The organism is Rubinisphaera margarita (assembly GCF_022267515.1).
GTDB lineage: Bacteria > Planctomycetota > Planctomycetia > Planctomycetales > Planctomycetaceae > Rubinisphaera > Rubinisphaera margarita.
Window position 1 is genome coordinate 157,041 of record NZ_JAKFGB010000009.1, and the last position, 24,027, is coordinate 181,067.

Annotated in this window: 17 protein-coding genes; 8 read left to right on the forward strand and 9 right to left on the reverse strand. The window is 58.9% G+C overall.

Going from position 1 to position 24,027, the window contains the following annotated elements; translation table 11 throughout:
* Window positions 1-619 precede the first annotated feature (619 nt).
* A complete protein-coding gene (gene hisG, locus L1A08_RS03920) occupies window positions 620-1,498 on the reverse strand; it encodes an ATP phosphoribosyltransferase (protein WP_238754440.1) in 879 nt (292 codons plus the stop codon).
* A gap of 414 nt (window positions 1,499-1,912) precedes the next feature.
* Between hisG and L1A08_RS03925 the strand changes: the two genes are divergently transcribed.
* From L1A08_RS03925 to L1A08_RS03945, 5 genes are all read left to right on the forward strand, one after another.
* Window positions 1,913-3,517, forward strand: coding sequence for an OprO/OprP family phosphate-selective porin (locus L1A08_RS03925; RefSeq protein WP_238754443.1), 1,605 nt, complete (start codon window positions 1,913-1,915; stop codon window positions 3,515-3,517).
* A 91-nt stretch (window positions 3,518-3,608) separates the two neighbouring features.
* Window positions 3,609-3,995: a hypothetical protein gene (locus L1A08_RS03930; RefSeq protein ID WP_238754445.1), complete on the forward strand. Its 387-nt coding sequence runs from the start codon at window positions 3,609-3,611 to the stop codon at window positions 3,993-3,995.
* A gap of 606 nt (window positions 3,996-4,601) precedes the next feature.
* Window positions 4,602-5,933 (forward strand): outer membrane beta-barrel protein, encoded by a 1,332-nt coding sequence (locus L1A08_RS03935; RefSeq protein WP_238754447.1) that lies wholly within the window; start codon window positions 4,602-4,604, stop codon window positions 5,931-5,933.
* Window positions 5,934-6,205: 272 nt separating this feature from the next.
* Complete coding sequence (locus L1A08_RS03940) at window positions 6,206-7,438, forward strand: M16 family metallopeptidase (protein ID WP_238754449.1); 1,233 nt, start codon at window positions 6,206-6,208, stop codon at window positions 7,436-7,438.
* A 164-nt stretch (window positions 7,439-7,602) separates the two neighbouring features.
* A complete protein-coding gene (locus L1A08_RS03945; protein WP_238754451.1) occupies window positions 7,603-8,046 on the forward strand; it encodes a DoxX family protein in 444 nt (147 codons plus the stop codon).
* 62 nt (window positions 8,047-8,108) lie between these two features.
* Here the strand turns inward: L1A08_RS03945 and L1A08_RS03950 are convergent, their stop codons facing one another.
* The 8 genes from L1A08_RS03950 to L1A08_RS03985 all read right to left on the reverse strand — a co-directional run bounded on the left by L1A08_RS03950 (window position 8,109) and on the right by L1A08_RS03985 (window position 21,356).
* Window positions 8,109-9,980 (reverse strand): hypothetical protein, encoded by a 1,872-nt coding sequence (locus L1A08_RS03950; protein WP_238754453.1) that lies wholly within the window; start codon window positions 9,978-9,980, stop codon window positions 8,109-8,111.
* 68 nt (window positions 9,981-10,048) lie between these two features.
* Window positions 10,049-11,179, reverse strand: coding sequence for a PIN/TRAM domain-containing protein (locus tag L1A08_RS03955; RefSeq protein ID WP_238754454.1), 1,131 nt, complete (start codon window positions 11,177-11,179; stop codon window positions 10,049-10,051).
* A gap of 321 nt (window positions 11,180-11,500) precedes the next feature.
* Complete coding sequence (locus L1A08_RS03960; protein ID WP_238754456.1) at window positions 11,501-13,228, reverse strand: hypothetical protein; 1,728 nt, start codon at window positions 13,226-13,228, stop codon at window positions 11,501-11,503.
* Window positions 13,225-14,964, reverse strand: coding sequence for a hypothetical protein (locus L1A08_RS03965; protein WP_238754458.1), 1,740 nt, complete (start codon window positions 14,962-14,964; stop codon window positions 13,225-13,227). Before L1A08_RS03965 ends, L1A08_RS03960 begins: the two co-directional genes overlap by 4 nt.
* Window positions 14,965-15,006: 42 nt before the next feature.
* Window positions 15,007-16,668, reverse strand: coding sequence for a hypothetical protein (locus tag L1A08_RS03970; RefSeq protein WP_238754460.1), 1,662 nt, complete (start codon window positions 16,666-16,668; stop codon window positions 15,007-15,009).
* 376 nt (window positions 16,669-17,044) lie between these two features.
* Window positions 17,045-18,751 (reverse strand): hypothetical protein, encoded by a 1,707-nt coding sequence (locus tag L1A08_RS03975; protein ID WP_238754462.1) that lies wholly within the window; start codon window positions 18,749-18,751, stop codon window positions 17,045-17,047.
* A gap of 104 nt (window positions 18,752-18,855) precedes the next feature.
* Window positions 18,856-20,478 carry a hypothetical protein gene (locus L1A08_RS03980; protein ID WP_238754464.1) on the reverse strand — a complete coding sequence of 541 codons (1,623 nt, stop codon included), beginning with the start codon at window positions 20,476-20,478 and terminating at the stop codon, window positions 18,856-18,858.
* 113 nt (window positions 20,479-20,591) lie between these two features.
* The gene (locus L1A08_RS03985) at window positions 20,592-21,356 is read right to left on the reverse strand and encodes a DUF6655 family protein (protein WP_315860547.1); all 765 of its coding nucleotides are present in this window, start codon (window positions 21,354-21,356) and stop codon (window positions 20,592-20,594) included.
* Window positions 21,357-21,532: 176 nt separating this feature from the next.
* Between L1A08_RS03985 and L1A08_RS03990 the strand changes: the two genes are divergently transcribed.
* The 3 genes from L1A08_RS03990 to rplC all read left to right on the forward strand — a co-directional run bounded on the left by L1A08_RS03990 (window position 21,533) and on the right by rplC (window position 24,000).
* Window positions 21,533-22,474: a DUF6807 domain-containing protein gene (locus L1A08_RS03990; RefSeq protein ID WP_238754468.1), complete on the forward strand. Its 942-nt coding sequence runs from the start codon at window positions 21,533-21,535 to the stop codon at window positions 22,472-22,474.
* 320 nt (window positions 22,475-22,794) lie between these two features.
* The gene (gene rpsJ, locus L1A08_RS03995) at window positions 22,795-23,118 is read left to right on the forward strand and encodes a 30S ribosomal protein S10 (protein WP_315860548.1); all 324 of its coding nucleotides are present in this window, start codon (window positions 22,795-22,797) and stop codon (window positions 23,116-23,118) included.
* A gap of 186 nt (window positions 23,119-23,304) precedes the next feature.
* Entirely contained in the window at window positions 23,305-24,000 is a 696-nt protein-coding gene (rplC, locus tag L1A08_RS04000) for a 50S ribosomal protein L3 (RefSeq protein WP_238754472.1), read from the forward strand.
* The last annotated feature ends 27 nt before the right edge of the window (window positions 24,001-24,027 follow it).

Genomic DNA, 24,027 nt, shown 5'->3' on the forward strand with positions numbered 1-24,027 from the left:
CAGGGCGGCGAAGCCGTAGGAGGATTGCTATTTGACGGGGGTGAGTCCTTAAGACGTTACCCCACAGAAGTCCCCTCGCCCCCGCCGGGGGAGAGGGTTAGGGTGAAGGGGAATGCGGGGTCCATGCTTCGCGGACCTGAAAGATTCTTCCGGAGGGACCCTTTCGGACAGCATGCCCACGCGAGCGTGGGCATGGCACCCGGCGCGACTTCATCTTCCGCGTGAGTGAACCCTCTCCCCAGGCCCCGGGGTCCAACTCCGTTCTCCCACGGCTGCGCCTCCCCGAAAGAATCTTTCGGGGCCACCCTTCGGTCGCGACGCGGTTGTCACAATGGACGGATGGCACAGAGATTCATCGCGTTGTTGAATGCTCAGCGGGAACAGTTCGACGCTGCAAAGCATCAAGTGTTTCTCAGCCTGGGTGGCCCTGATAGCTCCGCTATCAGGGCGGCGAAGCCGTTGGAGGACGCCGTTTGACGAGGTGTCAATTCAGCGCGACTTCATCTTCCGTGTGAGTGAACCCTCTCCCCAGCCCCCGGAACCAACTCCGTTCTCCCACGGCTGCGCCGCCCCGAAAGAATCTTTCGGGGTCACCCCTGTCGGTGTGCAGCCGCTTTCTTTAGTCGATGATCTTGTTGATCGGGAACTCGACGATCCCGGTCGCGCCGGCTTCGCGGAGTTCCGGGATGATCGAGCGGACGACCGATTCACTGATAATCGTGTTGATCGCGACCCAGTCCGGATCGGACAGCGACGAGACCGTCGGCTGCTGCAGAGCGGGGAGGCTCTTCAGGACCTTCTCCAGATCGGTCCGGCGGACGTTCAGCATCAGGCCCACTTTGCCTTCGGCGGCCAGACACGACTGCAGCATCAGAGCGATGTTGTTCAGCTTCTGTTGCTTCCAGTCATCGGCCCAGGCTTTCTTGTTCACGATCAGTCGGGTGGTGCTCTGCAGCACTTCGTCGACGATTCGCAGGTTGTTCGCTCGCAGCGATGAACCGGTTTCCGTCACTTCGACGATCGCATCGACCAGGCGAGGCGGCTTCACTTCGGTCGCCCCCCAGGAGAACTCGACTTCGGCTTTGACGCCGTGCTTGTCGAGATACATCTTCGTCAGGCCGACCGCTTCGGTGGCGATCCGTTTGCCTTCCAGATCTTTGACGGAATGGATGTCGGAATCCTCCGGCACGGCCAGGACCCAGCGGACCGGTCGGCGGCTGACCTTGGAGAAAACGAGTTCGCAAACTTCGTGAACGTCGGCTCCCGTTTCGGTAATCCAGTCGTGACCGGTGATCCCGGCGTCGAGGATGCCCTGTTCGACATAGCGGGCCATTTCCTGGGCGCGGATCGAAAGGCACTCGATTTCGTCGTCATCAACGGTCGGATAGTACGAGCGCGATGAGAATTTGATGTTGTAGCCCGCCTGGCGGAACAGTTCGGCGGTCGCTTCCTGTAACGACCCAGCAGGGATTCCGAGTTTCAGCAGCTTGTCCGCCATCCGGATCAAACCTTTCTCTATGCGAATTCTGGAGCACGTGATTGCAAACAGGCAGACTACCAAGAGGTTCGGGACCATGCCAGCGTGGCTGCAGACGGGATCGCGAACCCGGAAATGATTGCCGCGTGTTTCGCATGCAGTCCTGTACGGGCGGTTCGCCAACAGGCTGCACAATCGCTACAGCCGATACGACCAGAATGTGAATTTGAAGGAATTGTTAAGATTCGGTTCAACTCCGATCTCCGGACGAACCCCCAATTTCATCAAAGTCGATTCAGCTCTCAGAGTAGTCGTTGGTGGAGCATCCGGAATAAACGGACTTTCACCACCAGCGAGGGGACAAGGGCGCCTCTGAAGGGACTTCAGTTGTAAGAGCCGACCACTCGTCGCGTCTCTCAAGAGTAAGGATACTCCGTGAAAATTCGATCTACGTTGACGAGTCTGGTGTGCTGTCTGTGGGCAGCGCCAGCTTTCGCATCGCCGCCGGTCCCTCCGCCGCCGGCGCCTGCTTCCGCTTCTTCTCCGCTGGCGACCGCCACGGTGCCTTCTCAGCTGGTTTTCAAAAACTCCAGTGACAACTGGCTCGAAGGTCTGGCCGTTCGGATGGAAGAATCCGAGTCCCGAATCGACCGCCTCGAAGCTCAGTACGACCAGGACGGGCAGGGGGATCCGCTTCCCGGGGTCCCTGCCGTCACCACGGTTGATGAGGAAGTTCTCGACCGGCTCGCGAAGCTGGAAGAAAACTGGGAGAAGATGAAGGAAGCCGAGGAAAAGAAGAAGCAGGACGCCCTCAAAAAGACCACATTCGAGGTGGGTGGTCGGATTCACTGGGATTACTGGAGCTTCGCCGAATCGAGCGAGGGCATCGACTTCTACGAGAATCCCAATCCGGCTTCTCCCGCCTATGGCAAGGACCCGGAAGATGTCTGGGCCTTCCGTCGAATTCGAATGGAGTTCGCCGGCGATATTACTCAGACCATGTTCTGGCGAATGCAGCTCGACTTCGCTGAACTGGAAGACGCCGCGATCAAAGACGTTTACATCGGCTTCCGCGAGCTTCCGTATAACCAGAGCCTGATTCTCGGTCATCAGAAGCGACCAATCGGCCTGGATCACTGGAACAGCAGCCGGTTCAACATTTTCCTCGAACGTCCGCTGATCGTGGAAGCCGTGAACGAAGATGCCCGCCGGATGGGGATCATGATGCACGGCTACAACGACGCCGAGTCGTTCAACTGGCAATACGGGATCGCCACGCTGGAAAACTCCGCTGGCGACCGCGCAAACCGCGGGGATGCCGGCCAATACGGCCTCCACGCCCGATTCACCGGAACTCCCTGGTACGACTGCACCTCCGGCGGTCGCGGCTATCTGCACCTGGGCATCGCGGGGATGTTCGCCAATCCCGATGGCGACGCCGATAATATGGTCACCAATGAAAATGAAGGCCGCTTCCGCACCCGTCTCTCGCAGCGATCGGAATCCCGCTGGCTCGACACGGGACGCATCGCGGGAGCCAACTGGTATGAAGTGCTGGCGTTCGAAACGATGCTCAACATTGGCTCGCTTCAGCTGACCAGCGAGTACATGAACATCTGGATGCAGCGGGACGATACCACCGCGGGGACGGGACCCGATCTTCACTTCGACGGCTATTACGTCCAGGCTTCGTACTTTCTCACCGGCGAACACATTCCGATCGATCGCACCGATGGCTCCATCGATCGCATCCGTCCCTTCGAAAACTTCTTCCTGGTCGAACGCTGCTGCGGTGGAATTGGCAGCGGCTGGGGAGCCTGGCAGCTGGCCGGCCGGTACGACTTGCTCGATATCTCCGATCAGGACATTCGCGGCGGCGTCGGTCAGACGGCCACTCTGGGACTGAACTGGTACTGGACGGCCTATTCCCGGATGCAGTTCAACCTGATTTACGGCGATATTCGGGATCACGAGCCCGTGGCGGGCTACACCGGCGGGAATTCGCTCACGGCCGGTGTCCGTTTCGGAGCCGATTTCTAGAGCCTGGGGTCATCCAACGGCCGAGGGACAATCGGCCTGACATCGAAATCGAACCGGTTTGAAATCGGTGCTGTTATAAAGAGGTGAGAAAATGCGAAGTTCTGGCTATCTGGCCTTACTGTTATTGACGATCTGCGGAGGCTCAGCCGCCCTGGCCCAGGACGCCTGCCTCGAGACCGGGAGTTGTCCGCCGTGCTGCCCGCCTGTCTGCGAGCCGTATAAGGCGACCTGTCAGCCCTGCTGGGAGAACGAGACCGAGGACGACTACTGCTGGCAGGTGGAGAAAGACTATGTCTGTATTCCTCCGGTCAAGTTTCCCTGGCAGAAGTGCTGCGAACTTGGCTGTCCGCGGATTCGAAAGATCAACACGCTCAAAATCTATGAGTTCGAACGCGATTTCTGTCGCTTCAAGTGGAATCTGAAGAAGTTCTACCCCTGCTGCGACCAGGAATGTGTTCCGGAGAAGGCTGCTAAGTAACGCGCGCTGTCGACACCCTGCCGAGCCGCCCTGATTTCAGGGCGGCTTTTTTTTTATTGGCATCGGGCAAAGCGAGTGTGTTGCGAGGCTGCAGAACCCGGGCAAAGCTCGTCGGTGACGCAATCGAGGCATTCGGCTGACCGCGCCGGAGAGGCGGATTTTCTGAAAAAATCATGGCCGAGCCGCTTGCCAGAAGCCGGTTTCTCGGGACGCGGGTCGTATCAGTGAATCTGGGAAAGCCGGAATGGTGGCCTTTTGTGCCCGGAAATTCAGCACAATCCGGGGTGGATAGTGGCGTTGGGTACACGTATTTCCGGTAATCTGTAACGGTTATTTCGATCTTGCAGAATTATTTCTTAGGAACCTGTTTTGCCGACGGGGCCAGTCAATTCATTTCATCCTGTTTCGCAAGTGTGGCCGATAAATCTTTCTGAAAGAGTTGCCCCATTTGCGCTCGTCACAGGATTTCCATCCTGGTTCGTTCGTTTTGTGGCAGATCCTCCTGCATGAGATCAGATCCTCGCAGGTGGGGATCTGTGATGCAGGAGCGTAAACCTGCCTTCACTCTGCCACAAATCATCCCAAGGGAGAGCAAGGAGAAACATGATGTTACTGACCCCAAAGAGTTGGAAGGTGCTGAGCGCTTTCCTGATTGCAGCCGGGATGTCGATGGGCACCGCCGGTTCTGCACAGGCTGGCGATTGTCTGGATTCATGCTGTGAGCCAGACTGCGTGTTCACTTCGGCTGGTGATCGCCTCTGCGGTCGGCTCAAGTCGATGTGCGGGCTGTGGAGCTACGACGACGGTTGTGTCGACGATCTCTGCATCGACGACTGCTGCGATGATCTCTGCGTCGACGATTGTGTCGGTTGCTGCGACATCGAAGAAAACGGCTGGACTGTCGGCGGCTGGGCACAGATGGGTTACTACACTGGTCAGAACGGTCTGTTCAACCAGTTCGATAACCGCTTCAACTTCCAGCAGAACTGGCTGTATGTCGAGAAGGTTGCCGATGGCAGCTGCGGCGTCGACTTCGGTGGACGTTTCGACATTATGTACGGTTCGGACGCTCAGTTCACCCAAGCCTTCGGGAATACCCATTCTCGCTGGGACTGGGACAACGGCCGCAACATTCACAACGGATACGGCTGGGCTCTGCCTCAGGCCTACGGTGAAGTCGCTTACGGAGACTGGTCGGTTAAAGCCGGTCACTTCTACACGCTGCTCGGCTACGAAGTTGTTCCGGCTCCGGATAACTTCTTCTACAGCCACTCGATGACGATGTTCAACAGCGAAGCGTTTACCCACACCGGCGTTCTGGCGACACACGCCATGTCCGACAATGTGACCAACTACTACGGTTGGACACTCGGTTGGGACACGGCTTTCGATCAGAACTCGGGCGGCAGCAACTTCCTGGGTGGTTCGAGCGTTGCTCTGAGCGACAACACCTCGCTGACCTACATCACCACCTTCGGTGACCTGGGTTGGATTGGTACCGGTTACAGCCACAGCCTCGTGCTGGATCACACCTTCGGTTGTGACGGTCGCTGGAACTACGTTGCTCAGTCTGACTATGTCGACGCCACCGAATACGGTACCGCCGCTTCGGCCAGTGCCTACTCGATCGGCGGCCTCGGTTCGGTCGAAGCTTACGGCATCAACCAGTACCTGATCTACGATCTGACCGACAAGGTCGGTGTTGGTACCCGCTTCGAATGGTGGCGTGCTGGTGGAAGCGATGCTTACTCGGCAACGTTCGGCACCAACATTCGTCCGATGGACAACCTGGTGATCCGTCCGGAAGTTCGCTACTACTTCGCGGACAACGCCATCGCCAACGCTGTTAACAACGCAGCTGCCTTCGACGCCAACAACAATCCTGGCGACCCGTTCGACAGCTTCATCTTCAGCGTCGACGCCATCCTGACCTTCTAGTTCAGGCTGATGCATCGAACCTGATGCAGAACAATTGAGTTCACGACGCCACGCCGTCGTCTGCGGATTTCCTCAGACGACGGCGATTTTTTTTGCGCGCCGCCTCAACTCCGGAAATAGCAGTCTCCCCGGAAAGTGCCAGCCCCCGCTGAGCGTCTCTGAAATGGCGCCCCCGGCTCACATTCCCGGGTTCATCCCCCATAGTCACCTGACGCCCTCGCTGCTATCATTCCCTGACGACATTTTATCAGTTTCGCAGCGATTGATTGCTCATGAAATTTCAACAGACCACGCTCTCCAACGGCCTCAACATTGTTGCCGAAGTCAATCCGAACGTGCACAGCCTGGCGTTTGGCTTTTTCGTTCGCACCGGATCCCGGGACGAGACCGACGAGGTCAGCGGCGTCAGCCACTTCCTTGAACATATGGTCTTCAAGGGAACCGACACGTTTTCGCCGGTCGATGTGAACCGCATCTTTGACGAGGTCGGCGCCAAGTACAACGCGTCAACCAGCGAAGAAGTCACGCTGTTCTACGCCGCAATTCTGCCGGAGTACCTCGAACAGACCTTCCAGCTCATCTCGACGATCCTCTACCCGACGCTCCGGGATGACGACTTCAATATGGAGAAGAAGGTCATCCTCGAAGAAATCGGCATGTACGACGACATGCCGACCTTCTCTGCGTATGAAAAGCTGATGCACACGCACTTCGAAGGGCATCCCCTCTCCCGCAGCATTCTGGGAAGTGTCGACAGTATCACCGCGTTGACCGCCGAGCAGATGCGGGAATATCACCGCAAGCACTACCTGGCGGGGAACATCACCCTGGCGGTCGCCGGGAATCTCGACTGGGAACGGCTCACTCAACTGGCGGAGGAGTACTGCGCTCACTGGCCAGCGGGTAAGTCGGATCGGTCGATCGACGAAGCACGTCCTCCCGGTGGTCTTACGGTCCTCACCAAGGCAGGATCGATCCAGGAACATGTCGCACAGATGGCTCCCGCTCCGCCGTCGCAGAGCGAACTCCGATTCGCCGCCGACATCCTCTCCGTCATCGTGGGGGACGATTCCAACAGTCGCCTGTACTGGGAACTGATCGAGCCGGGCCATGCCGAAGCAGCCGAACTGAGCTACAACGACTACGATGGCTCCGGAGCCTACATGTCGTTCCTGACCTGCCATCCTGATGATGTCGAAGAGAACCTCGCGAAGTTCACCCAGATCTACGAGGAAATCAACCAGAACGGCGTCACCGAAGAAGAGCTCGAGCAGGCGAAGAACAAAGTCGCTTCGCGGATTGTCCTGCGCAGCGAACGCCCGATGGGACGGCTCTCGTCGCTCGGCAGCAACTGGGTTTACCGGCAGGAATACCGGTCGGTCGAAGATGATCTGAACACACTGAGCGCTCTCACGACGGCTGATGTTCGCTCGCTGCTCGATCAGTACCCGCTGGGGCAGCTGACGACCGTCGCCATCGGCCCGCGCGAAACCCTCGACATCTAAAACAAATTCGAAATTCGACTGCCGAGCGTTCGATGGTCTGTCCGTGTCAGGTCGCGTTTTCAACGGAAACGCTGCAATTTACGCGGATGGGACGGTTACGTCTTCCAGACAATTGCGCGAAACGAGTCCCCACTCAATCCCTCCCGCACACAGGACGAAAAATCATGGCACTGCGTCAACAGGACACGCTCACTTCCGTCGGCCTGCTCATTCTCCGCGTCGCCCTTGGCGGGATGATGCTGACTCACGGCATCCCCAAGCTGCTGAAATACGGCGAGCTCTCTTCCTCATTTCCCGATCCCCTGGGAATGGGCAGTCAGCTCAGTCTGATCTCCGCAATCGGAGCCGAGGTTGTTTGTGCCGGCCTGCTGATTCTCGGGTTTGCCACGCCGATTGTCGCCATTCCTCTCGCGTTCACGATGCTCGTCGCCTTCGGAATGATCCACGCCAGCGACGCCTTCGCGGTCAAAGAGAAAGCGGCTCTCTACCTCGCGGGATTTGTTACGCTGATCTTCACCGGCGGCGGCCGATTCGCACTCTACCCGCTCGTGGCCCGGATCTTCTCACGCAAAAAGTCGACAAAGACAAAGCCGCAGAAGGGCGAATAAGACCAGCGGGACGCGTCTCGACGCAACCTGCTTTTGTTGCGTAAATCGCAACCGATCGTCGGTTAATCTTCGTCCTCGTAGTGGACTTCGACCAGTCGCTCGGCGACGCCGGTGGAGGGGAACTCGGCAATGACGGTTTCCGCATCGGTGTGCAGGCCGATCACGGCTCGGGGGAAGCCGCCGAATTCCAGGTTTCGCAGGTAAAGCCACTGACTGCTGCCCACCCGACAACGGGCGGCGAAGGCGACCCGGGAGTTGAGAATCTCTCGTTCCTGGGTCACGGTCAGGCGGTTCCAGTCGCACGGTTTCTTTTGGCGAACTGGTGACCAGTCGAGCAGCAATGGCAGGCACAGATTCTGCTGGCCGGTCAGCGTCGCGGTGATCGTGGACCCATCGGTCGACAGTGAACCGTCCGCCCGTTCGACGGCATCAGACGGGATCGCCAGCGGAATCACCCGGAGTTCTCGCTTTTCACGGAACAGTCGCAGAGCCCGGCCCGGCTGCAGCCTGGCCGGTTTCCAGTTGCCGAGCAGCGGCAGCTTCCAGCGGACTTCGACAGCCGCATCGACGTTCGTGGTGATCGAATCGGTCAGCAGAGCGATGTGATCGTTCCGCGACAGATACAGCTGCCGGTCGATCGTGGCGTGTTCGGTCTGAAGGCGCAGCTCGAGAAAGTCCCCCTCCGGCTCGCTGTACCAGCAGAGCGACTGCCAGTCCGCCGACAGGCGACAGACTTCGCCGTCGAGAACCAGTTCGGTCTCCCATCGCCCCCCCAGGGCCCTCATGCCGAGCGTCGTCAACCCTAGTTGAATGTTCGGCTGGTCGTAGGCTGCGGCCAAAACATCGGCTCCGGCGTACCAGTTCGAACGCATCGAAACCAGTTGCCCCCAGTCGGACTGCGTCGCGGCCGAGAGGTCATCACTCGACGACTTCGCTTTACCGCGGACGCGTGCATTGAGGGCCAGCATGGTCTGCCGGGCCCACGGAGGCAGCTTCTTGCCGTGCCTCAACTCCAGTGCATTTTGCAGCACACGGGCCCAGATTCCGTCGGTCTCGACCTCGATGGCAAGTCGTCCGTCGGCGGTTGTCAGGCTGGCGACGCGTTCCAGGAATTCGTCGAACCGCTCGGCATCTTTCTTCTTCAGAAAGCGTTCTCCCAGCACCTCGCAAATCATGGCGGCCCGGGTGAAGCTGTCGAGCCAGAACGGCAACTCAGCGAGAAGTGAGGCATGCGGCGTGCCGTCGCCGTCCGTCACGGCATCCAACTCACTGGCGTAGCCTGCCACGGCATCTCGGAAAAGTTGCCGCGAGCCGCTGAGCTGTGGCGTGGCCAGCGAGAGCAGCAGGGGGAGTTCGCCTCGCACCAGCAAAGACTCCAGATGAGGCACGTGGTCCGACTCCGGCAGTCCACCTGCTCCGGCGACCTCCTGCCGGGTCTGAGCCGCCTGTTCGAACAGGCCAACCAACTGATCTGCATTGAACAGCGATCGCTTCTCGTCCGCGCCACACAGCAGCAGAACGATCCCGGCGAGTCGTTCCCCGGAAGAAACCGTCTCGGCATCGTTGAGACGGTCCAGAACCTTGTCCGCCGCTTCCCCAGGCACGTCGCCGCTCGGATTCGACGAAGTTCCGGATAAGGTGATGAGAACGGACTCGATCGCCGCGGCGAACGACGGATCGCTGTCGGGCTGACTGCGGAGAAGATCGTTCACACCGGTCAGCAACTGAATGCGAAGGCGAGTTCCGGCTTTTCCCTGGCCGTCAAATGGTCGGCACGCAACCAGTTCCGCAAGGCGATCGCTGCGGTTCCGGTCAATCGCTCTTTCGATGGCCGTGCGATGCGACTTCTTCCACGGAAATCGTCGCAGGCTTTCCAGGTTCGCGGAGGAGGAAGCGGCATTCGTATCCGGGGCAGGGTGTTCAGCGAGGGACATACACAACTCGATGCGGGCTGTCGCCCGAAAGCAGGACTGGGAAAAGACAACGACAGCGGAAGTTCAGGTCAGCTGCGTTCAGTGCGCTCGGTTCGTTCGGGCCGCTCTGTGCGTTCGGCTCGATCCGCAGACCGATGCGAACGTCCCGACTGATTCGATTCCGTCCCTGAAGGCTTACCGAAGATCATGCGGCCGGCACTGTTCTGCAGCACGCTGGTCACTTCGACATCGACCTGCTGGCCGATCAGATCCTTGCCCTGTTCGCAGACGACCATCGTGCCGTCGTCCAGATAGCCAACTCCCTGGCCGTACGATTCCCCTTCCTTGATGAGATTGATCCGGACATGCTCGCCGGGAATATACTTCGGTTTGAGGGCGTTGGCGACGTCGTTGAGGTTCACCACCTCCACATTCTGCACGCCGGCGATCTTGTTCAGGTTCACATCGTTGGTCACGATGCGTCCGCTCACGATCTTGGCGACATCAATCAGCGACTGATCGTGCGAAGAATGCTTGACCGACATCCCCTTGGCTGAGCTCGTTTCGAAGATGCGGATCTCGGCATGCGGGTGCTGTTGAATACGGCTGAGTACATCGAGCCCCCGCCGCCCGCGGCCCCGGCGGACTTTGTCGCCACTGTCGGCGATCCGCTGCAGATCTTCGAGCACAAAGTCGGGCACCAGCATCTGCGAGTCGACGACGTGCGTTTCGACCAGCTCGGCAATGCGGCCGTCGATCAGGGCGTGACTGTCGAGCACGAGCGGGCGGCCCCCCTTCAATTCGCGGGAAAACTCCACATAAGGGATGATGAAGCGGAAATCGTCCTTGGTCTGCATCAGGAACGAGATGCTGAAATAGGGGACCGATAACAGCATCACGAGAGAAAACATGTGGTAGTAGGTCACCCCGGCATTTCCGAATGCCTGAGCGAACAGCGGCTCCACCGCCTGGAGCAGCAGATAACTGAGCAACACCCCAATGAGCAGGCCGAAGTACAGAGCCGAGAGGTCCTCGATTCGTTTCCGCTTGATCAGCACATCGGTCAAAATGACACCGACGGCAATCAGCATCAGGATGAAGAAGGTCAGGAACCGGTTGTTGTGAATAACGTCCGGCATCCCGTCCTGCTGGTTCACGAACGTCGCGAACGCCCCGGCTGCAATGCATATGAAGAGAGCTCGGATGATGCTCAATAACATGAAATCTATTTCCTGTGGAGTCGAGCAATGCTCGGGAGATCGTAAACGATTCGCTGGATCAGGATTCGGGCGGGACGGCAGAACGAACGTTCCGTCCCTCGGAGGGAACACAGCCGCAGGCCATCGGTGCCCGGCTCCATCGGCAGGCATCTTGCGGCCTTTCCATGCAGCGATTCGGAACAGCCGCCAGACTTTCCAGCCACGAATTCTACAGTATTCCGCAGCACATGCGAACTTTTGACAGGAATTTGCGAGGAAACGATGAAGACGGGCCGCGATTCGTTCGACTGCGACGGCAGTCGTGGAGCCCTGGCCGAAGACTCAATTTGAAATCCCCGGCTCAACCGGAACAGTCGCCGCGAACTCACCGGTTCGGATGCCCAAGTCATCAGCCAACCGAGTCAGCGCATCGGGATCAGTCCGATTGACCCCGAGATCATCGAGCCGGTTGTCCCCCAGCGAATAAACCTTCATCGACTGCCGGTCGTCGCTCACGACGTAGACCAGCGAATGGGCCGTCTGCGGGTCTTCGGGCACGGTTTCGAGAATCTCTGGAGCCAACTCATCCAGACGTTCTGGGTAGACGCCGTGAACCGCTTTGTACTCGGCCAGGGCGTAACCGGTTACCGCGACCGCGTGATAGCTCTCGGAATCGGTGATCATTTCGTCGATCCCTTCGAAGTCGGCTTCCAGGCAAAGCATCATCAGGAACCATCCGACAATCCGGCCTCGCCCTTTGAGCCCCGAGAGAGCGGTCAGCGTCCGAAATCCAAGATCAGCGGGTGATCGTGGACGCAGTTCGGCATCGAGATCTATGAGCCGCTGCCGTCGCAACAGCGGATCGGGTTCCTTCAAAATCTCAATGGCGTCGTCGAACACGCGGTTGGCATAGCGAAGCGATGTGTTCCAGTCGATCCCCATGCTTTTCAGTATCTCGAAGACACGCTCGATTTCTTCCTGATAGAGGATGAATTCAAGTAATTCCGGTGGCAACCGTCCGCTGGCGATCGCGATCATCACCTCAAGCACACCGATTCGCATGCTCCAGTCAACGAGTTCTATTCCGTCATCCCGGGGGAATGCCGGTCCAAGGGCTTCGAGATCGCGGCGGATCTGCCTGGCCAGTTCTGGAGGCAGTCCCGGAGCAGCCGATAACAGGCCATGAAGTCGGAGGGCTTCCTGTTCGATGAAGACGGCTCCATGGAATCTGCTCACATCGATTACCGTCTGCCGGCTTGCCCAGTGATGGATCACTCGGTGAAGCGTCAGCAACTCCCGATGAGCTTCTGCAAAGTCACCCTCTCCAATATGCAGGCAGATCCTCGTCGCCAGAACCGATCTGATCACCGGCAGAGGATTGGGGTCATGACTCAATGCGAAGTACCGCAGTCCCCCGGTCATCGAGTGACTCGGCAACGGCTCAGCAATCACCGGCTCGAAGTAATCCGGCAGAGAAACGGCCTCCCGCAGAGTTTGCAGCGGCAATGAATTCGAATCGAGCCAGGCCGCGACTTCGGGATGGCCGCCCGCCCGCCATGGCGTTTGCGTCAGTCGTTCGACGTCCTCCAGAAATAAATCGAGTTCCCGTTCATAGTCCTCCGGCTTGAGCGTCGATCGCGCGGGTGCCAGCTCGTTCGCAATCCACGAAGAGCCGCTGATCAGATAGTCTCCCGTCGGCGGAACCGGATCAAATCCCTGAGCACGCCGGATGCGTTCCGCATCGGCTGGCGTCGAATTCCGATGCGAAGTCTCTCCAAAAACCGGCCCGGTCGCTTCCCACAGATGAGCCGCCGCGTTGTTCTCGGGCGTCACGCCCTCCCCCATCCGCCGATTCCACGCGGCGACGTAATCGGGCAGCCCGTCCTCATCCAGCGGCTCGGTGATAAATGTCGTCTCCCGCGAAATGATCAACTCCGGCGGCCCGAATACGAGCACCCAGAGAACCGGAAACAAAATCCACGCGACGAAGACAGCCGGCACCCCAATCCCGGCCGCCAGAATTGGATGCCGCCGCATCCAGCGTCCGAAGCCGTTCAACGCAAACTTCATGGCTCCACCTCGGCGGCGGGCTCTTCATTTGCATCCGATAGAGTGCCGACTCGAATCGTGATGTCGTCTCCTTTCGGACCGGTCGGTTCGTCCCGGGTGCGGCCGTTGTCATCGACGCGGTCTTCGCCGATCGAGTAGGTGAGAATCGATTGCCCGTCCTCACTGACGCGATAAATCCACTCCCGGCCGGCAAAGGCATCGAATGGCGTTTCATCGAGATACTCCGGCACGAGTTTGGCAAGCGACTCCGGAAACCGACCGTGCCGAGCTTTGTATTCGCCGAGGGCCAGCGCGAGGAGGGAACGCTGCAGCCTGGTCGCGCTCGCCTGCAGGTTTGGATGAATCAGATATCCGTTGTGAATGTGCGCGAACGCGAAGCATTCGCCAAGGATGACTCCCCGGCCGTGCGGTCCCGCCAGAAAGACAGAGACCGGGTTCTGTGTCAGTTGCTGGATGAATTTTTCTCGCTCCGTCCGGATTCGTTCCAGTTCACTTTTCAGTGCTGTTCGACGGCTTTCGTCCTGCTCGCCGACTGCTTCGACAAGCTGGTCGAAAGCATTGTTGACGATGATGAGTGTCTCGTTGAGGTCCATCGTGAGGCGAGGGGTGCTGTCGAGTAGAAAGGGGGGAGGTTTCATGCGATACAGACCGCTGAATCCGTCCCACAAATCCGGGCGATCCCGCATCGCAGTGATCAGTTCGAGAGCCGCCATTCGCTCCCCGCGATCCACATTCCGGGCTAGGGCTTCGGTCGTAATCACCGGCGGCAATTCGCCGAGTTCCCGCCGGTATTCGCGGGCCATTCCGGAGGGCAATTCGGGATGGAGGGCCAACTGGACATCCCCCGTGCTTGCCTGATTTTCGATCGTCATGGCTACGAAGACTTCCACCAGCGTCCATCCCCGGCAGACATGTCGAGCCAGACGATGCACGGTCATCAGATCAGCTCTGGCTTCTGAAAAACGTTGCTCCTGAAGATGCCACATCGCACGAGAGACCAGCATCTTCGCCATCGTGCTATTCAATTGCACATCGGGAAGACGGCTTCGCATCAGGAGACGATCCGAGGCATCGCCGGATGCCGGCAAGATCGCGGGCCGGAAGTATTCCTCCCGCATCGTGGCTTCGTGAACCAGTCTGAGCGGCGTCCGGTTCTGTTCAATCCAGTCCGCGATGTCGGGAAAATCGGTTCGGGCCCACGGACCTTTGTACGCGGCACTGAACTCTTCATCGAACTGCTCTACGCCCGCCCGACGCTCATCCTCACTCAGGCCCGCGAGTAGAGAATTGAGGAAGTCATTCGCGGTGACGAAATACCTCCCGCCAACCGGCAACCGGGGAACGCCCAGTTCATCAGACATTGCGTGACCGAATTCGATGTCGCTTCCTTCCGGTTGTGGCCCGACCGCCTTCTGCAGCAGCACCATCGCATTCGTTTCCGGCGTCACCCCCTCCCGCATCATCTCATTGAGAGCGGCGATATAGTCGGGCAATCCGTTCGGCTTCAACGGCTCGGTGATATAAGTCGTCTCCCGCGACACCCGAATCGCCGGCCACGGCTGCCCGAAGTTCACCCAGGCCGCGACAATCGACAGCAACAGCACGAAGGCCGACAACCCGCCCACAACAGTCCACACGGGATGCCGCCGCATCCAACTCCGCCATGTGCGGCGTTCTTCGGAAGACGAGGAGGACGTCATGGACGCCAGAAAAATGAATCCAGGGGAAATACGCATGCGGGGAGTCAATCGTTTTGGAGGTAGTGATTCTCAGTAGCGTTAGTTGTTCATCCACTCTGGTGGATGTCCTCCCCAGGCTCGGATGTCGTCGGCAGAACTTCCGTCCGGGGTTTCTTCGCCGTAAGTGCGGCCCTGACTGTCGAGACCGTCAACGCCGGCTGAGTAGAGAAGCATGGACTGGCCGTCTTCGCTGACGCTGTACTTCAGAGACTCATTGGTGAAGGGATCAATGGAGAGTTCATCGAGGTCCTTCTTCGTTAACAGGTCGAGCCGGGCAGGGAACTCGCTCTCACTAATGCGGTGTTCGATGAGAGCCAGGCTCAGCAGCGTCAGGCGATGGCGGGCGATGTTTCGCTGATGGACGCGATCGATCTGACGCATGGACGATTCGCGCAGTCGGGCGAAAACGTAAGCGTAGACTTCGCCGCGTTCGCGGGCGTCGGCTAGCATCACTTTCAACGGGGCCTTGAACTCCGCGACTTTCGCCTGTCGTTCGAGATTCGCATTCTCCAGGGCGTCAAAAAGCTTGTCCCGCTCGCTGTTGTCTGGTTTCCGCAGGGCCGCCACCTGGGCATCGAAGCTGCTATTCGTCAGGACGAGTGTCGTGTTCCAGTCGATTGCCGAGTTCCAGAGCCCGGTCAGGAGCTTCTGGATGAAGGCATCCGCTTCTCCGCCGACAAGATCTTCCATCTTCAGGCGGCGCGTCGACATGGCGACGATCGCATCGAGGCTCATCAAACGCTCGCCGCGGTCCACCAGAATGGAAAGCTCGTCGCGGGTCATCAACGAGCCGAGCTCTTCGATCTTCCCCCGAAAACCGGCGGCCCGGTTCGCGGTCATCCCCTCGGCATTCAGGAACGACAGAGCAGCCGCACTGGCGGCGTATTCGAGGGCGGACGCGTTGAGATACTCAATAATCGTCCAGCCATGAGCCACGTGCCGGGCAAGCCGATGCAGATCGAGGACGTCCCGCTCGGCCTCATCGAGACGCTTCTCGCCAAGAGACAGCATGATGCGAGTTCTCAAGATCCGGGAAACTTCACGGTTCAGCGAGCCGTTCCCGATCAACGTCTGCACGAGCAACTGCCGACGCTCATCTGAGGGATCGGATGCAGCCGCCTGATCGATGACCGGTAGAAAGTAGCGGGGACGAATCGCCGCCTCGTGCACCTTTGCCAGTGGAGCTTCGTTGCTGCGGAGCCATTTCACGATGTCGGGGAATTCCTCCGCCGTCCACGGCTGTGACACGCAATGTTGAGCGTGATCCATCAGCTGTTTGGAAGCCGCGTTTCGTTGCTCCTCAGTCAACTCGGGTGACTGTTTCAGCGTTTTCGCGAGAAACGCTTCGAGAGAGACCAGATAATCTCCCTCCGGGGGCAACGGGTCGATCTCAAGGGCAACGGCCAGCTTCGCGGCGTAGGCATCGCCCCCCGCCAGATGCGGCCCGGACGCCTCGAGTAGCGGGACCATCGCGTTGTTTTCCGGCGTCACTCCCTCGCCTCGCCACGCATTGATCGCGGCCACATAATCAGGAAGCCCGGCCGCCGTCAGATGCTCGGTGACATACGTCGTCTCCCGCGAAACGGAGAGGGTGCCTTGGGCTCCGGACTCCCCGGGCGCCTCCCCTCCGGCGGTTGCGGAACAGAGTAGCCCACTGAACACCATCCCGACCACAACCGGTCCCAAGTGCAGAGATCGCATGGATAAACTCCTCGAATGAGGGAATGAAGACAAGACAAATCAGAATCGATCACGGAGCCTGAGAATCAGACTCGTCCACAAGATTGCCCATGAAACCGGCAAACCAGCGGCACGGTTGCGACGACAAAATCGCATAGAAAACTTTCAGCCGTAACCTTCACGTAGGGTGCTGGTGTACATGATGTCCATCTGGCTGACGGAATTCCGGTCTGAATCGGGAATTTTGGCTCGGGAAGATAATCCCCCGCAGAATCAGAGAGCATTCCGCAAGGGAGCTGGAGAGCCGCTGCGAATTCTCAGGTCGTCGCCCCGAATGTCGAACGAACAACGAAGAAAAGTCGGGGCTTTCTGCTGGTTTGAACTCGGTTCACGATTCTTACTCTTGCCCGTTCTCAGCTGGCGCTGATTCAACGAAGAACCCCGCCCGAATCCTCAGGTCGTCGGCAGTAGCCGTGGAGCCGTCCGACTCGCCATAGGTGCGGCCGGCTTCGTCGGTCCCGTTTTCGCCGACGGAGTAGACGAGCATTTTCAAGCCGTCGTCGCTGACGTGATACTTGAGGGGCTCGCCGGAGTAGAGGTCCTGCGGGAGTTTGTCGAGTTGAGCGGGGACCAGGTCGTTGAGCTCTGCCGGGTAGCGTTTGTGCTGCTGTCTGTACTCGGCCAGAGCGAAGCCGACGATGGTGACCTGCCGTCGCATTTCGCTTCGAATCCAGGCTCGGTCGACCTGGTGCACGGCTGGGAGAAGCAGGGCTTTCAGGACCTCGCCGAGTTTCTCTCCGCGGAAGGTGCTGCCGGCCAGGAGGAACGAGACGCCGTTCTGCCAGTTTTGGACTCCCTGGGCCTGCTTCTTGAGCGCTTCGTTCAGTTCGGCAAAGCGCTGCTCACGCAGCTCCTTGTCTTCTGCCTGCAACGTGACCGTGATCTCGTCGTAGGCTTCGTTCATCACCCGCAGCGTGGCGTTCCAGTCGATGCCGAGGCCGAACAGCCAGTTGATGATCTTCGTGGACAGGTCGTCGCCCCCGCCGCCCGCCAGTTCCTGGGCGGTAACTCTGTTCGTCGCCAGAGCGATGATCGAGTCGAGCCCCATCAGCCGTTCCCCTTTGTCGATGAGGTCCGCCATCTCAGCTCGCGTGACGGTCGGGCCGAGTTCCTGCAACGCCTGCTTGTGGGCGGCGGCCTGCTCGGCAGTCAGCTGCGGACTGATGGCCAGTGCGGCTTCCGCGTTGTAGGCGATCGAATCGATGGCGACGCCGACGAGGAACTCGATCAGCGTCCAGCCCTGGGCGACATGATGCCCGAGTCGATGCGTGGCGAGCAGATCCTGACGGGCCTCTTCGATTCGCCCCTCGCCGAGATGCAGCATCGCTCGCGTATTGAGCAGCCGGGCGATCTCGCGGGACTTCTGAATGTCCGGCAGCAGAACGCCAATCAGCAGACGTCGTCCCTGGTCGAACTCCTTTTCAGACGGAGAGAAAACAACCGGGCGAAAGTAGTCGGGCCGCTTGACGCCCTCATGCACCAGCTTGAGCGGAGCTTCATTCGCTTTGACCCACTCGGCAACGAGCGGATAATCCTCCGCTTTCCACCGACCTTCTGAAGTCTTGCCTTGATCCTCGTAGAAGTCTTCAATGCGTTGATTGACCGCCTGTTCGGTCAGCTCAGCCGACTCAGCTTCGGCGGCCTGCCGCGCGAAGTCGCCGCCGCTGATGATGTACTCGCCGTCTTCCGGCAGCGGATCGATTCCGAGAGCTTCGGCCATCGCATCACCGAAGCCTTTATCAACATTCTCCGGCCGCGGCCCCATCGCCTTCCAGATCAGGACGAAGCTGTTGGTCTCCGGCGTCACCCCTTCGCTCATGCGGGCGTTAAGGGCAGCCGGATAGTCGGGGTAGCCGCCTTCGGTCAGCGGCTCGGTGATAAACGTCGTTTCTTCCGAGATCTCAATCTTCGGCTGCGGGCGTTTGTCTTCATCCGGCTTCCCGCGATCCCGAGCCATCGTCGGGACGGAAAAGACGCCGAGGAGGAGCATCGCGAAGACAAAAGCAAAACGACACGGAACGGCAGAGCGCAATCGAGCAAGCATGACGGAGAATCCCGGGAAAGAGTGGCTGGTTCGAAAACCGTGAACGCAATTCTACCCCAACGGATCACCAGATTCAGCCATAGACCGCAGTTTGACCGGTTTCCTCAGCGACTTGCGGGTACCGCCAGCGAGCCAAGCGTGACCCGCAGGTCGTCCATGATTTGCTCATCGAGAAACTCTTCACGAAAGCGTTCGCGATCATCGATTCGATCTCGCCCGAGCGAAGCCAGCTCGGCCGACTGACCGCCATCGCTGGTGCGATACTGCAGCGGCTCGCCCGAATAAGGATCATCGGGGACCTCGGGCAAGAACTTCGGGACGAGTTCATTCAGGGCAGGCGGATAGCGATCGTGAAGGCTGCGATACTCCGCCAGCGCGAGGGCGGTGATGGAGAGCGTCAGACGAGTCTCATATCGACCGAGCCAGCGATCCATGTACTGAATCTGTCTCGTCAGCGTGGATCCGATCAGGTGTCCCATGGCATCGCCGCGGCGCTGGGGGCCAGCCGTGACGAGTTCGAGGCGGGTTTCCGGAAGCAGCATTTGCGTGCGAACTTCTTGCAGGTCCTTCGCCAACTGGTCGAGTTGTTTCGCCCGCGTGCGGACGCTTGTTTCCCGGAGAATCCCGCTGAGCCGATCGTAGTAGCCGTTGATCACCGTGAGGACGGTGTCCCAGTCCAGGGAGCGTTCGGCCAGCCAGGCAATCACGTCTCCGACCTGATCGTTTTCGGTAATCATTCCCGCTTCGATGTTCTGTCCGGCTGCCAGCGCGATGGTTGAATCGAGTGCGATGAAGCGTTCGCCCACGCTCACCTGTTCAACCAGAGTGGACCGTTGCGGGCCGAATGCAGTCAACAGCCGTCGATACGCGGCGGCCTGGGGGGCCGTCAGTTCCGGATGAGAGGCCAGAGCAATATCGCCCCGAGCCGCCATCTCGGAAATCGCCCCGCCGACCAGAAACTCGACCAGCGTCCAGCCTCGAGAAACCTGATACGCGAGTCGATGCACCGTGGTGAGATCGCGAATCGCCGCGTCGAGTTCGCCTTCGCCAATGTGCATCATCGCTCGGGCCATGATCATCCGGGCCAGCTGCCGATAGTGCTGAACATCGGGCAGCAGCACGAGCATCAGCAGTTGATCTTCAGGGGGCGTGTTGGTTCCGAAAACAACCGGGCGAAAGTAGTGCGGCCGCTGCACGGCGGCTTCGACCTGTGCGAAAGGGACGTCGTTCGCGTCGAGCCACAGGGCAATTTCCTGAAAGTCGTCTCGCCGCCATGGCTCGTTCCAGGTCTGCTCGAATCGCTTTTCGATTTCATTCCAGACGAACTCGGTCTGTTCCGGCGTCGCCCCCGGAGCCCGCTCCGTGATGAAATGCTGAAAGAACTGATGGCTCGGGACAAGATAGTCTCCCTCATCCGGCAGCGGCTCAATGCCAACCGCGTCGCTCATCGGCCGGTCAATCTCCATGCGTAATCCACTCAGCTTCGGCCCCAACACCTGCCAGAGCCCAACGACTGCATTCGTCTCCGGCGTGATGCCCTCACTCATCCGCGCATTCAGCGCAGCCGCGTAGTCGGGCAGACCGTTCGGCTTCAACGGCTCGTTGATATAAGTCGTCTCCGGAGCGATACGGACCGACGACCTGGGCTCTTCGGCGAAGCCAGGCGAGGCGGAAATCAGAAAGGCGTAAAGCGAGCAGAACAACACGGCAAAGAGCCGAATCGACATGGACGTCTCCCGGAAATAGAAAAAACGAGACTGAACACCCAGATCGTAGCCGGGGGCCGTCTCGTTTTCACTGCACGGGGTGCAAATCTCGCGGTTTGTCCTGTTGCCGCCGCCTACTTCGCCCACGCTGGAGCGTCGGTCTGCTTCGTATCTTTCGCCGGAGCTTCGGCCGTCTTTTCGACCTTTTCTTCGCCCGAGGCCAGGTGCAGTGTGCTGGAGCCGGGTGTGGACTGGGTGGGGGTGGGAGCTGAGAAGGCGACGGTTTGCGGCATCTGGTGCGTTGTTGCCCGGGTGGCTGAGGCTTTCTTGCCGGATTTGAGTTCGTCGTTGATCGAGCCGCCGTTGTAAGGACCGATGCCGAACATGAAGTAGGCACTGTCGTTCGATTCCGCCAGAGACACGCCGCCGTTTCCGAGCGAGGTTTTGCTCTTGGCGTCGTAGGCGACCAGGCCGATCTTGGCGATGCCCTTCTGATTCTTCTTTTCGAGTAGTCGCATTTCCGGCAGTGACATCATCCCCGGCAGGGTGATTTCCGGGGTGCCGACGAACGAATCGGCGGAGTGGGTGCCAATTGCTCCGGTTCGTGCTTCAACAATCAGCTCGGCTTCCTCCGCGGTTTTGACGACCTTCGCTCCCGCCCTCATCAGGCGATGGCGGATCGAGGCGATCACATAGTTCTTGTCGACGCCATCGATGTACTTGTCATCGAGGTAGACAACGCGGTTTGAGAATGGCGTGAAGTCTACTTTGTTGAGCGCCTGATCGACGGCGTTGGAAATCAGCATCTGTTCCTTGGCCGAGCGCGCTGTGTTCGTAGTCGAGGTCGAAGTGCAACCCACGGTTGCAGCGAGCGCGGCGAGAAGAAACAATCGATGCATCGGACAAACTCTTCTTTGGGAATGGATTTCCAACAGGAGGGGCAGCCGGCAGCTGCAGCAGGGAGGTGATGTGCGCGCGAGAGGTATACCGGAATACGACAAACTCGTCAAAAATATTTCGGAGCCAGTCCGCGTCTGTAATTCTTACAACCGACCAGGCGGAGGAAGTCAGCACCGTGACAGCGTTCTCATTGCCGCGTTATCAGGTCATTCCGCACGCTCATCGGCAGGTCTCGTTCTCTGTCGACGGCGTTGAAAAACTTCGCTGGCATTCCGGTGCCGATTATCCGCGACCGTTTTTCTACCCATTTTGCGGCCCTTCGAACGAAACGCTCACCCGGATGGGACACGCCGGGGCTGGAAACCACGATCATCACCAGTCGATCTGGTTCGCGCATCACGATGTCCAGGGCGTCAGCTTCTGGTCGAATTCCTCCCCGGCTCGCATTGAACAGCGGGAATGGCTCGCTTATTCCGACGGCGACGACGAAGCCGTGATGGCGGTTCTGCTCGACTGGAAAGACGGGCACGATCCCCAGCCGCTGCTGACGCAGGAGTTGATTGCCGGATTTCGGGTGCATCCCGATGGGGGGACTTTGCTCGAGCTGCAGTCGACGTTCACGCCCACAGCTGAGATGCTCGAGTTTGGTAAGACAAACTTCGGTTTTCTCGCGGTTCGCGTGGCGAAAACGCTCTCGGCCGCATTCGGAGGCGGGCAGCTGCGAGACAGCGAAGGCCGTGAAGGAGAGCCTGCGATCTTCGGAAACCAGGCGAAATGGATGGACTATTCCGGCCCGGTGGCTGTTGGGTCGGGGAAGGACCGGCACACTGTCGAAGAAGGGATTACTTACTTCGATCATCCCTCCAATCCCGGTCACCCTTCGAAGTGGCATGTGCGGGAAGATGGCTGGATGGGCTCTTCGACCTGCATGGATAGACCACTGATGACGACTCGGAAGGAGCCCTTGCGGCTCCGATACCTTCTGTTTGCCCACGCCGGATTGCCGGATGCGGACCAGCTTCTTGGAATTCAAAAAGAATTTACTGGCCGTTCCCCTTGGCGAGTTCGGAAATCGATGGTAAAACATCACACGTGGGACGTCTTCCGTGCCAGCTGAGCACGTCGAAAATGAACCGCCTGCGAGACCTGCCGGCATGCCGGTGATGTGTCGCTCGAAGTTCAGCTGAAGATTTAGCTGGATTCTCAAGGTTCAGCTGAGAATGTTCGCTCAATTGTTTTCGAAATTCGGAACGGTTTCGTTGACAAGTCGAACGTACGCAAGTAACATCCCCGCTTCCCATTTTCGGGAGGCCGGGAGAAGCTCTGTTTTCATCAGCTTTTGGTGAAAAATTCCAGGGTTTTTCCTCCACGCGGCATCTGGTTGCTCGTGTGGTTAATCGATATTTCACATTCGCGAAGCAGGCAAGGGGAGGCGGAGTGTCCGCAGGGTCACAAGAAAAAATTCGCATTCGGATGGAGGCTTACGACCATTCAGTGCTGGATCAGTCGGCGTCAGATATCGTCGATACCGCCAAGCGAACCGGGGCGATCGTCCATGGGCCGATTCCTCTGCCAACGCGAATTGAGCGGTACACGGTTCTTCGTAGTCCGCATATTGATAAGAAGTCCCGTGAGCAGTTCGAGATTCGAACTCACAAGCGGGTGATTGATATCGTGCAGCCGACAGGTAAGACGATTGATGCTTTGAATAAGCTGTCGTTGCCGGCTGGTGTTGATATCAGGATTAAGGCGACCGCGTAAGGGGAGCGGCTCGAACTGGAATCGGGCCTGAGTTGAAAGGATGTGGGTGGGCAGTGCTCTGTCCGCCTTTCTTTATCGGCTCCTTGTGGTTGGTGGTCGGGTGTGTTCCGGCCGTACTCGTTGGAAACAAATACAGATTCGGTTCGCGCTCGCTTAGGCGGGTGGATGTGTCGAAGGGTGTGAGACATGCCGGTAGGTCTGCTCGGGCGAAAAATTGGAATGACCCAGGTTTACGAGGAAGGCGGGATTGTTGTTCCCGTGACTGTCCTCGAGTTGGGTCCGTGTCCCGTCATGCAGGTTCGGACGGCCGAACGGGATGGCTACGAAGCTGTTCAGCTCGGTTTTGCTGATAAGCCGCGTCGGTTGGCTTCTCGTTCCGAGCGTGGGCATGTTGCCGAAATTAGTAGTAAGCGTCGACGGGCTCGCACTGAAGCGGGTGTCGAGCTGGTGGAAAAAGCGGGTTGTGAGCCGCAGCGGTTCGTGCGTGAGTTTCGTACGGATGGCGAAGAGCATGGTCTGGATGTTGGGTCTGTGTTGACAGTCAATCATCTGGCTGAAATTGCTCATGTCGATGTTATCGGGACCTCGAAGGGTCGTGGTACCGCCGGCGTCATGAAGCGGCACAATTTCTCCGGTCAGCGGGCCAGTCATGGTGTGAAGAAGGTTCACCGCCATGCGGGTTCGATCGGCCAGAGTGCGGATCCGAGTCGGGTTCTGAAGGGGACCCGGATGGCTGGTCAGTATGGCAACGCTCAGATTACCGTACGGAATCTGAAGGTTGTGAAGGTCATCGAAGAAGAAAATCTGATTCTGGTTGGCGGAGCTGTTCCTGGCCCTTCGGGCGGTTATGTGCTCGTGCGTCCGACCAATAAGAAAGACTAGTTTCGGCGGAGTGTCGTCGTTTCAGTG

Excerpts from the sequence above, each read along its gene's own strand:
- L1A08_RS03975 (WP_238754462.1), bottom strand. The coding sequence starts at position 18,751 with ATGCTTGCTCGATTGCGCTCTGCCGTTCCGTGTCGTTTTGCTTTTGTC.
- L1A08_RS03985 (WP_315860547.1), bottom strand. The coding sequence starts at position 21,356 with ATGCATCGATTGTTTCTTCTCGCCGCGCTCGCTGCAACCGTGGGTTGC.
- L1A08_RS03965 (WP_238754458.1), bottom strand. The coding sequence starts at position 14,964 with ATGCGTATTTCCCCTGGATTCATTTTTCTGGCGTCCATGACGTCCTCC.
- L1A08_RS03930 (WP_238754445.1), top strand. The coding sequence starts at position 3,609 with ATGCGAAGTTCTGGCTATCTGGCCTTACTGTTATTGACGATCTGCGGA.
- rplC (WP_238754472.1), top strand. The coding sequence starts at position 23,305 with ATGCCGGTAGGTCTGCTCGGGCGAAAAATTGGAATGACCCAGGTTTAC.
- L1A08_RS03960 (WP_238754456.1), bottom strand. The coding sequence starts at position 13,228 with ATGAAGTTTGCGTTGAACGGCTTCGGACGCTGGATGCGGCGGCATCCA.
- L1A08_RS03980 (WP_238754464.1), bottom strand. The coding sequence starts at position 20,478 with ATGTCGATTCGGCTCTTTGCCGTGTTGTTCTGCTCGCTTTACGCCTTT.
- L1A08_RS03950 (WP_238754453.1), bottom strand. The coding sequence starts at position 9,980 with ATGTCCCTCGCTGAACACCCTGCCCCGGATACGAATGCCGCTTCCTCC.
- L1A08_RS03945 (WP_238754451.1), top strand. The coding sequence starts at position 7,603 with ATGGCACTGCGTCAACAGGACACGCTCACTTCCGTCGGCCTGCTCATT.
- L1A08_RS03935 (WP_238754447.1), top strand. The coding sequence starts at position 4,602 with ATGTTACTGACCCCAAAGAGTTGGAAGGTGCTGAGCGCTTTCCTGATT.
- hisG (WP_238754440.1), bottom strand. The coding sequence starts at position 1,498 with ATGGCGGACAAGCTGCTGAAACTCGGAATCCCTGCTGGGTCGTTACAG.
- L1A08_RS03955 (WP_238754454.1), bottom strand. The coding sequence starts at position 11,179 with ATGTTATTGAGCATCATCCGAGCTCTCTTCATATGCATTGCAGCCGGG.
- L1A08_RS03940 (WP_238754449.1), top strand. The coding sequence starts at position 6,206 with ATGAAATTTCAACAGACCACGCTCTCCAACGGCCTCAACATTGTTGCC.
- L1A08_RS03970 (WP_238754460.1), bottom strand. The coding sequence starts at position 16,668 with ATGCGATCTCTGCACTTGGGACCGGTTGTGGTCGGGATGGTGTTCAGT.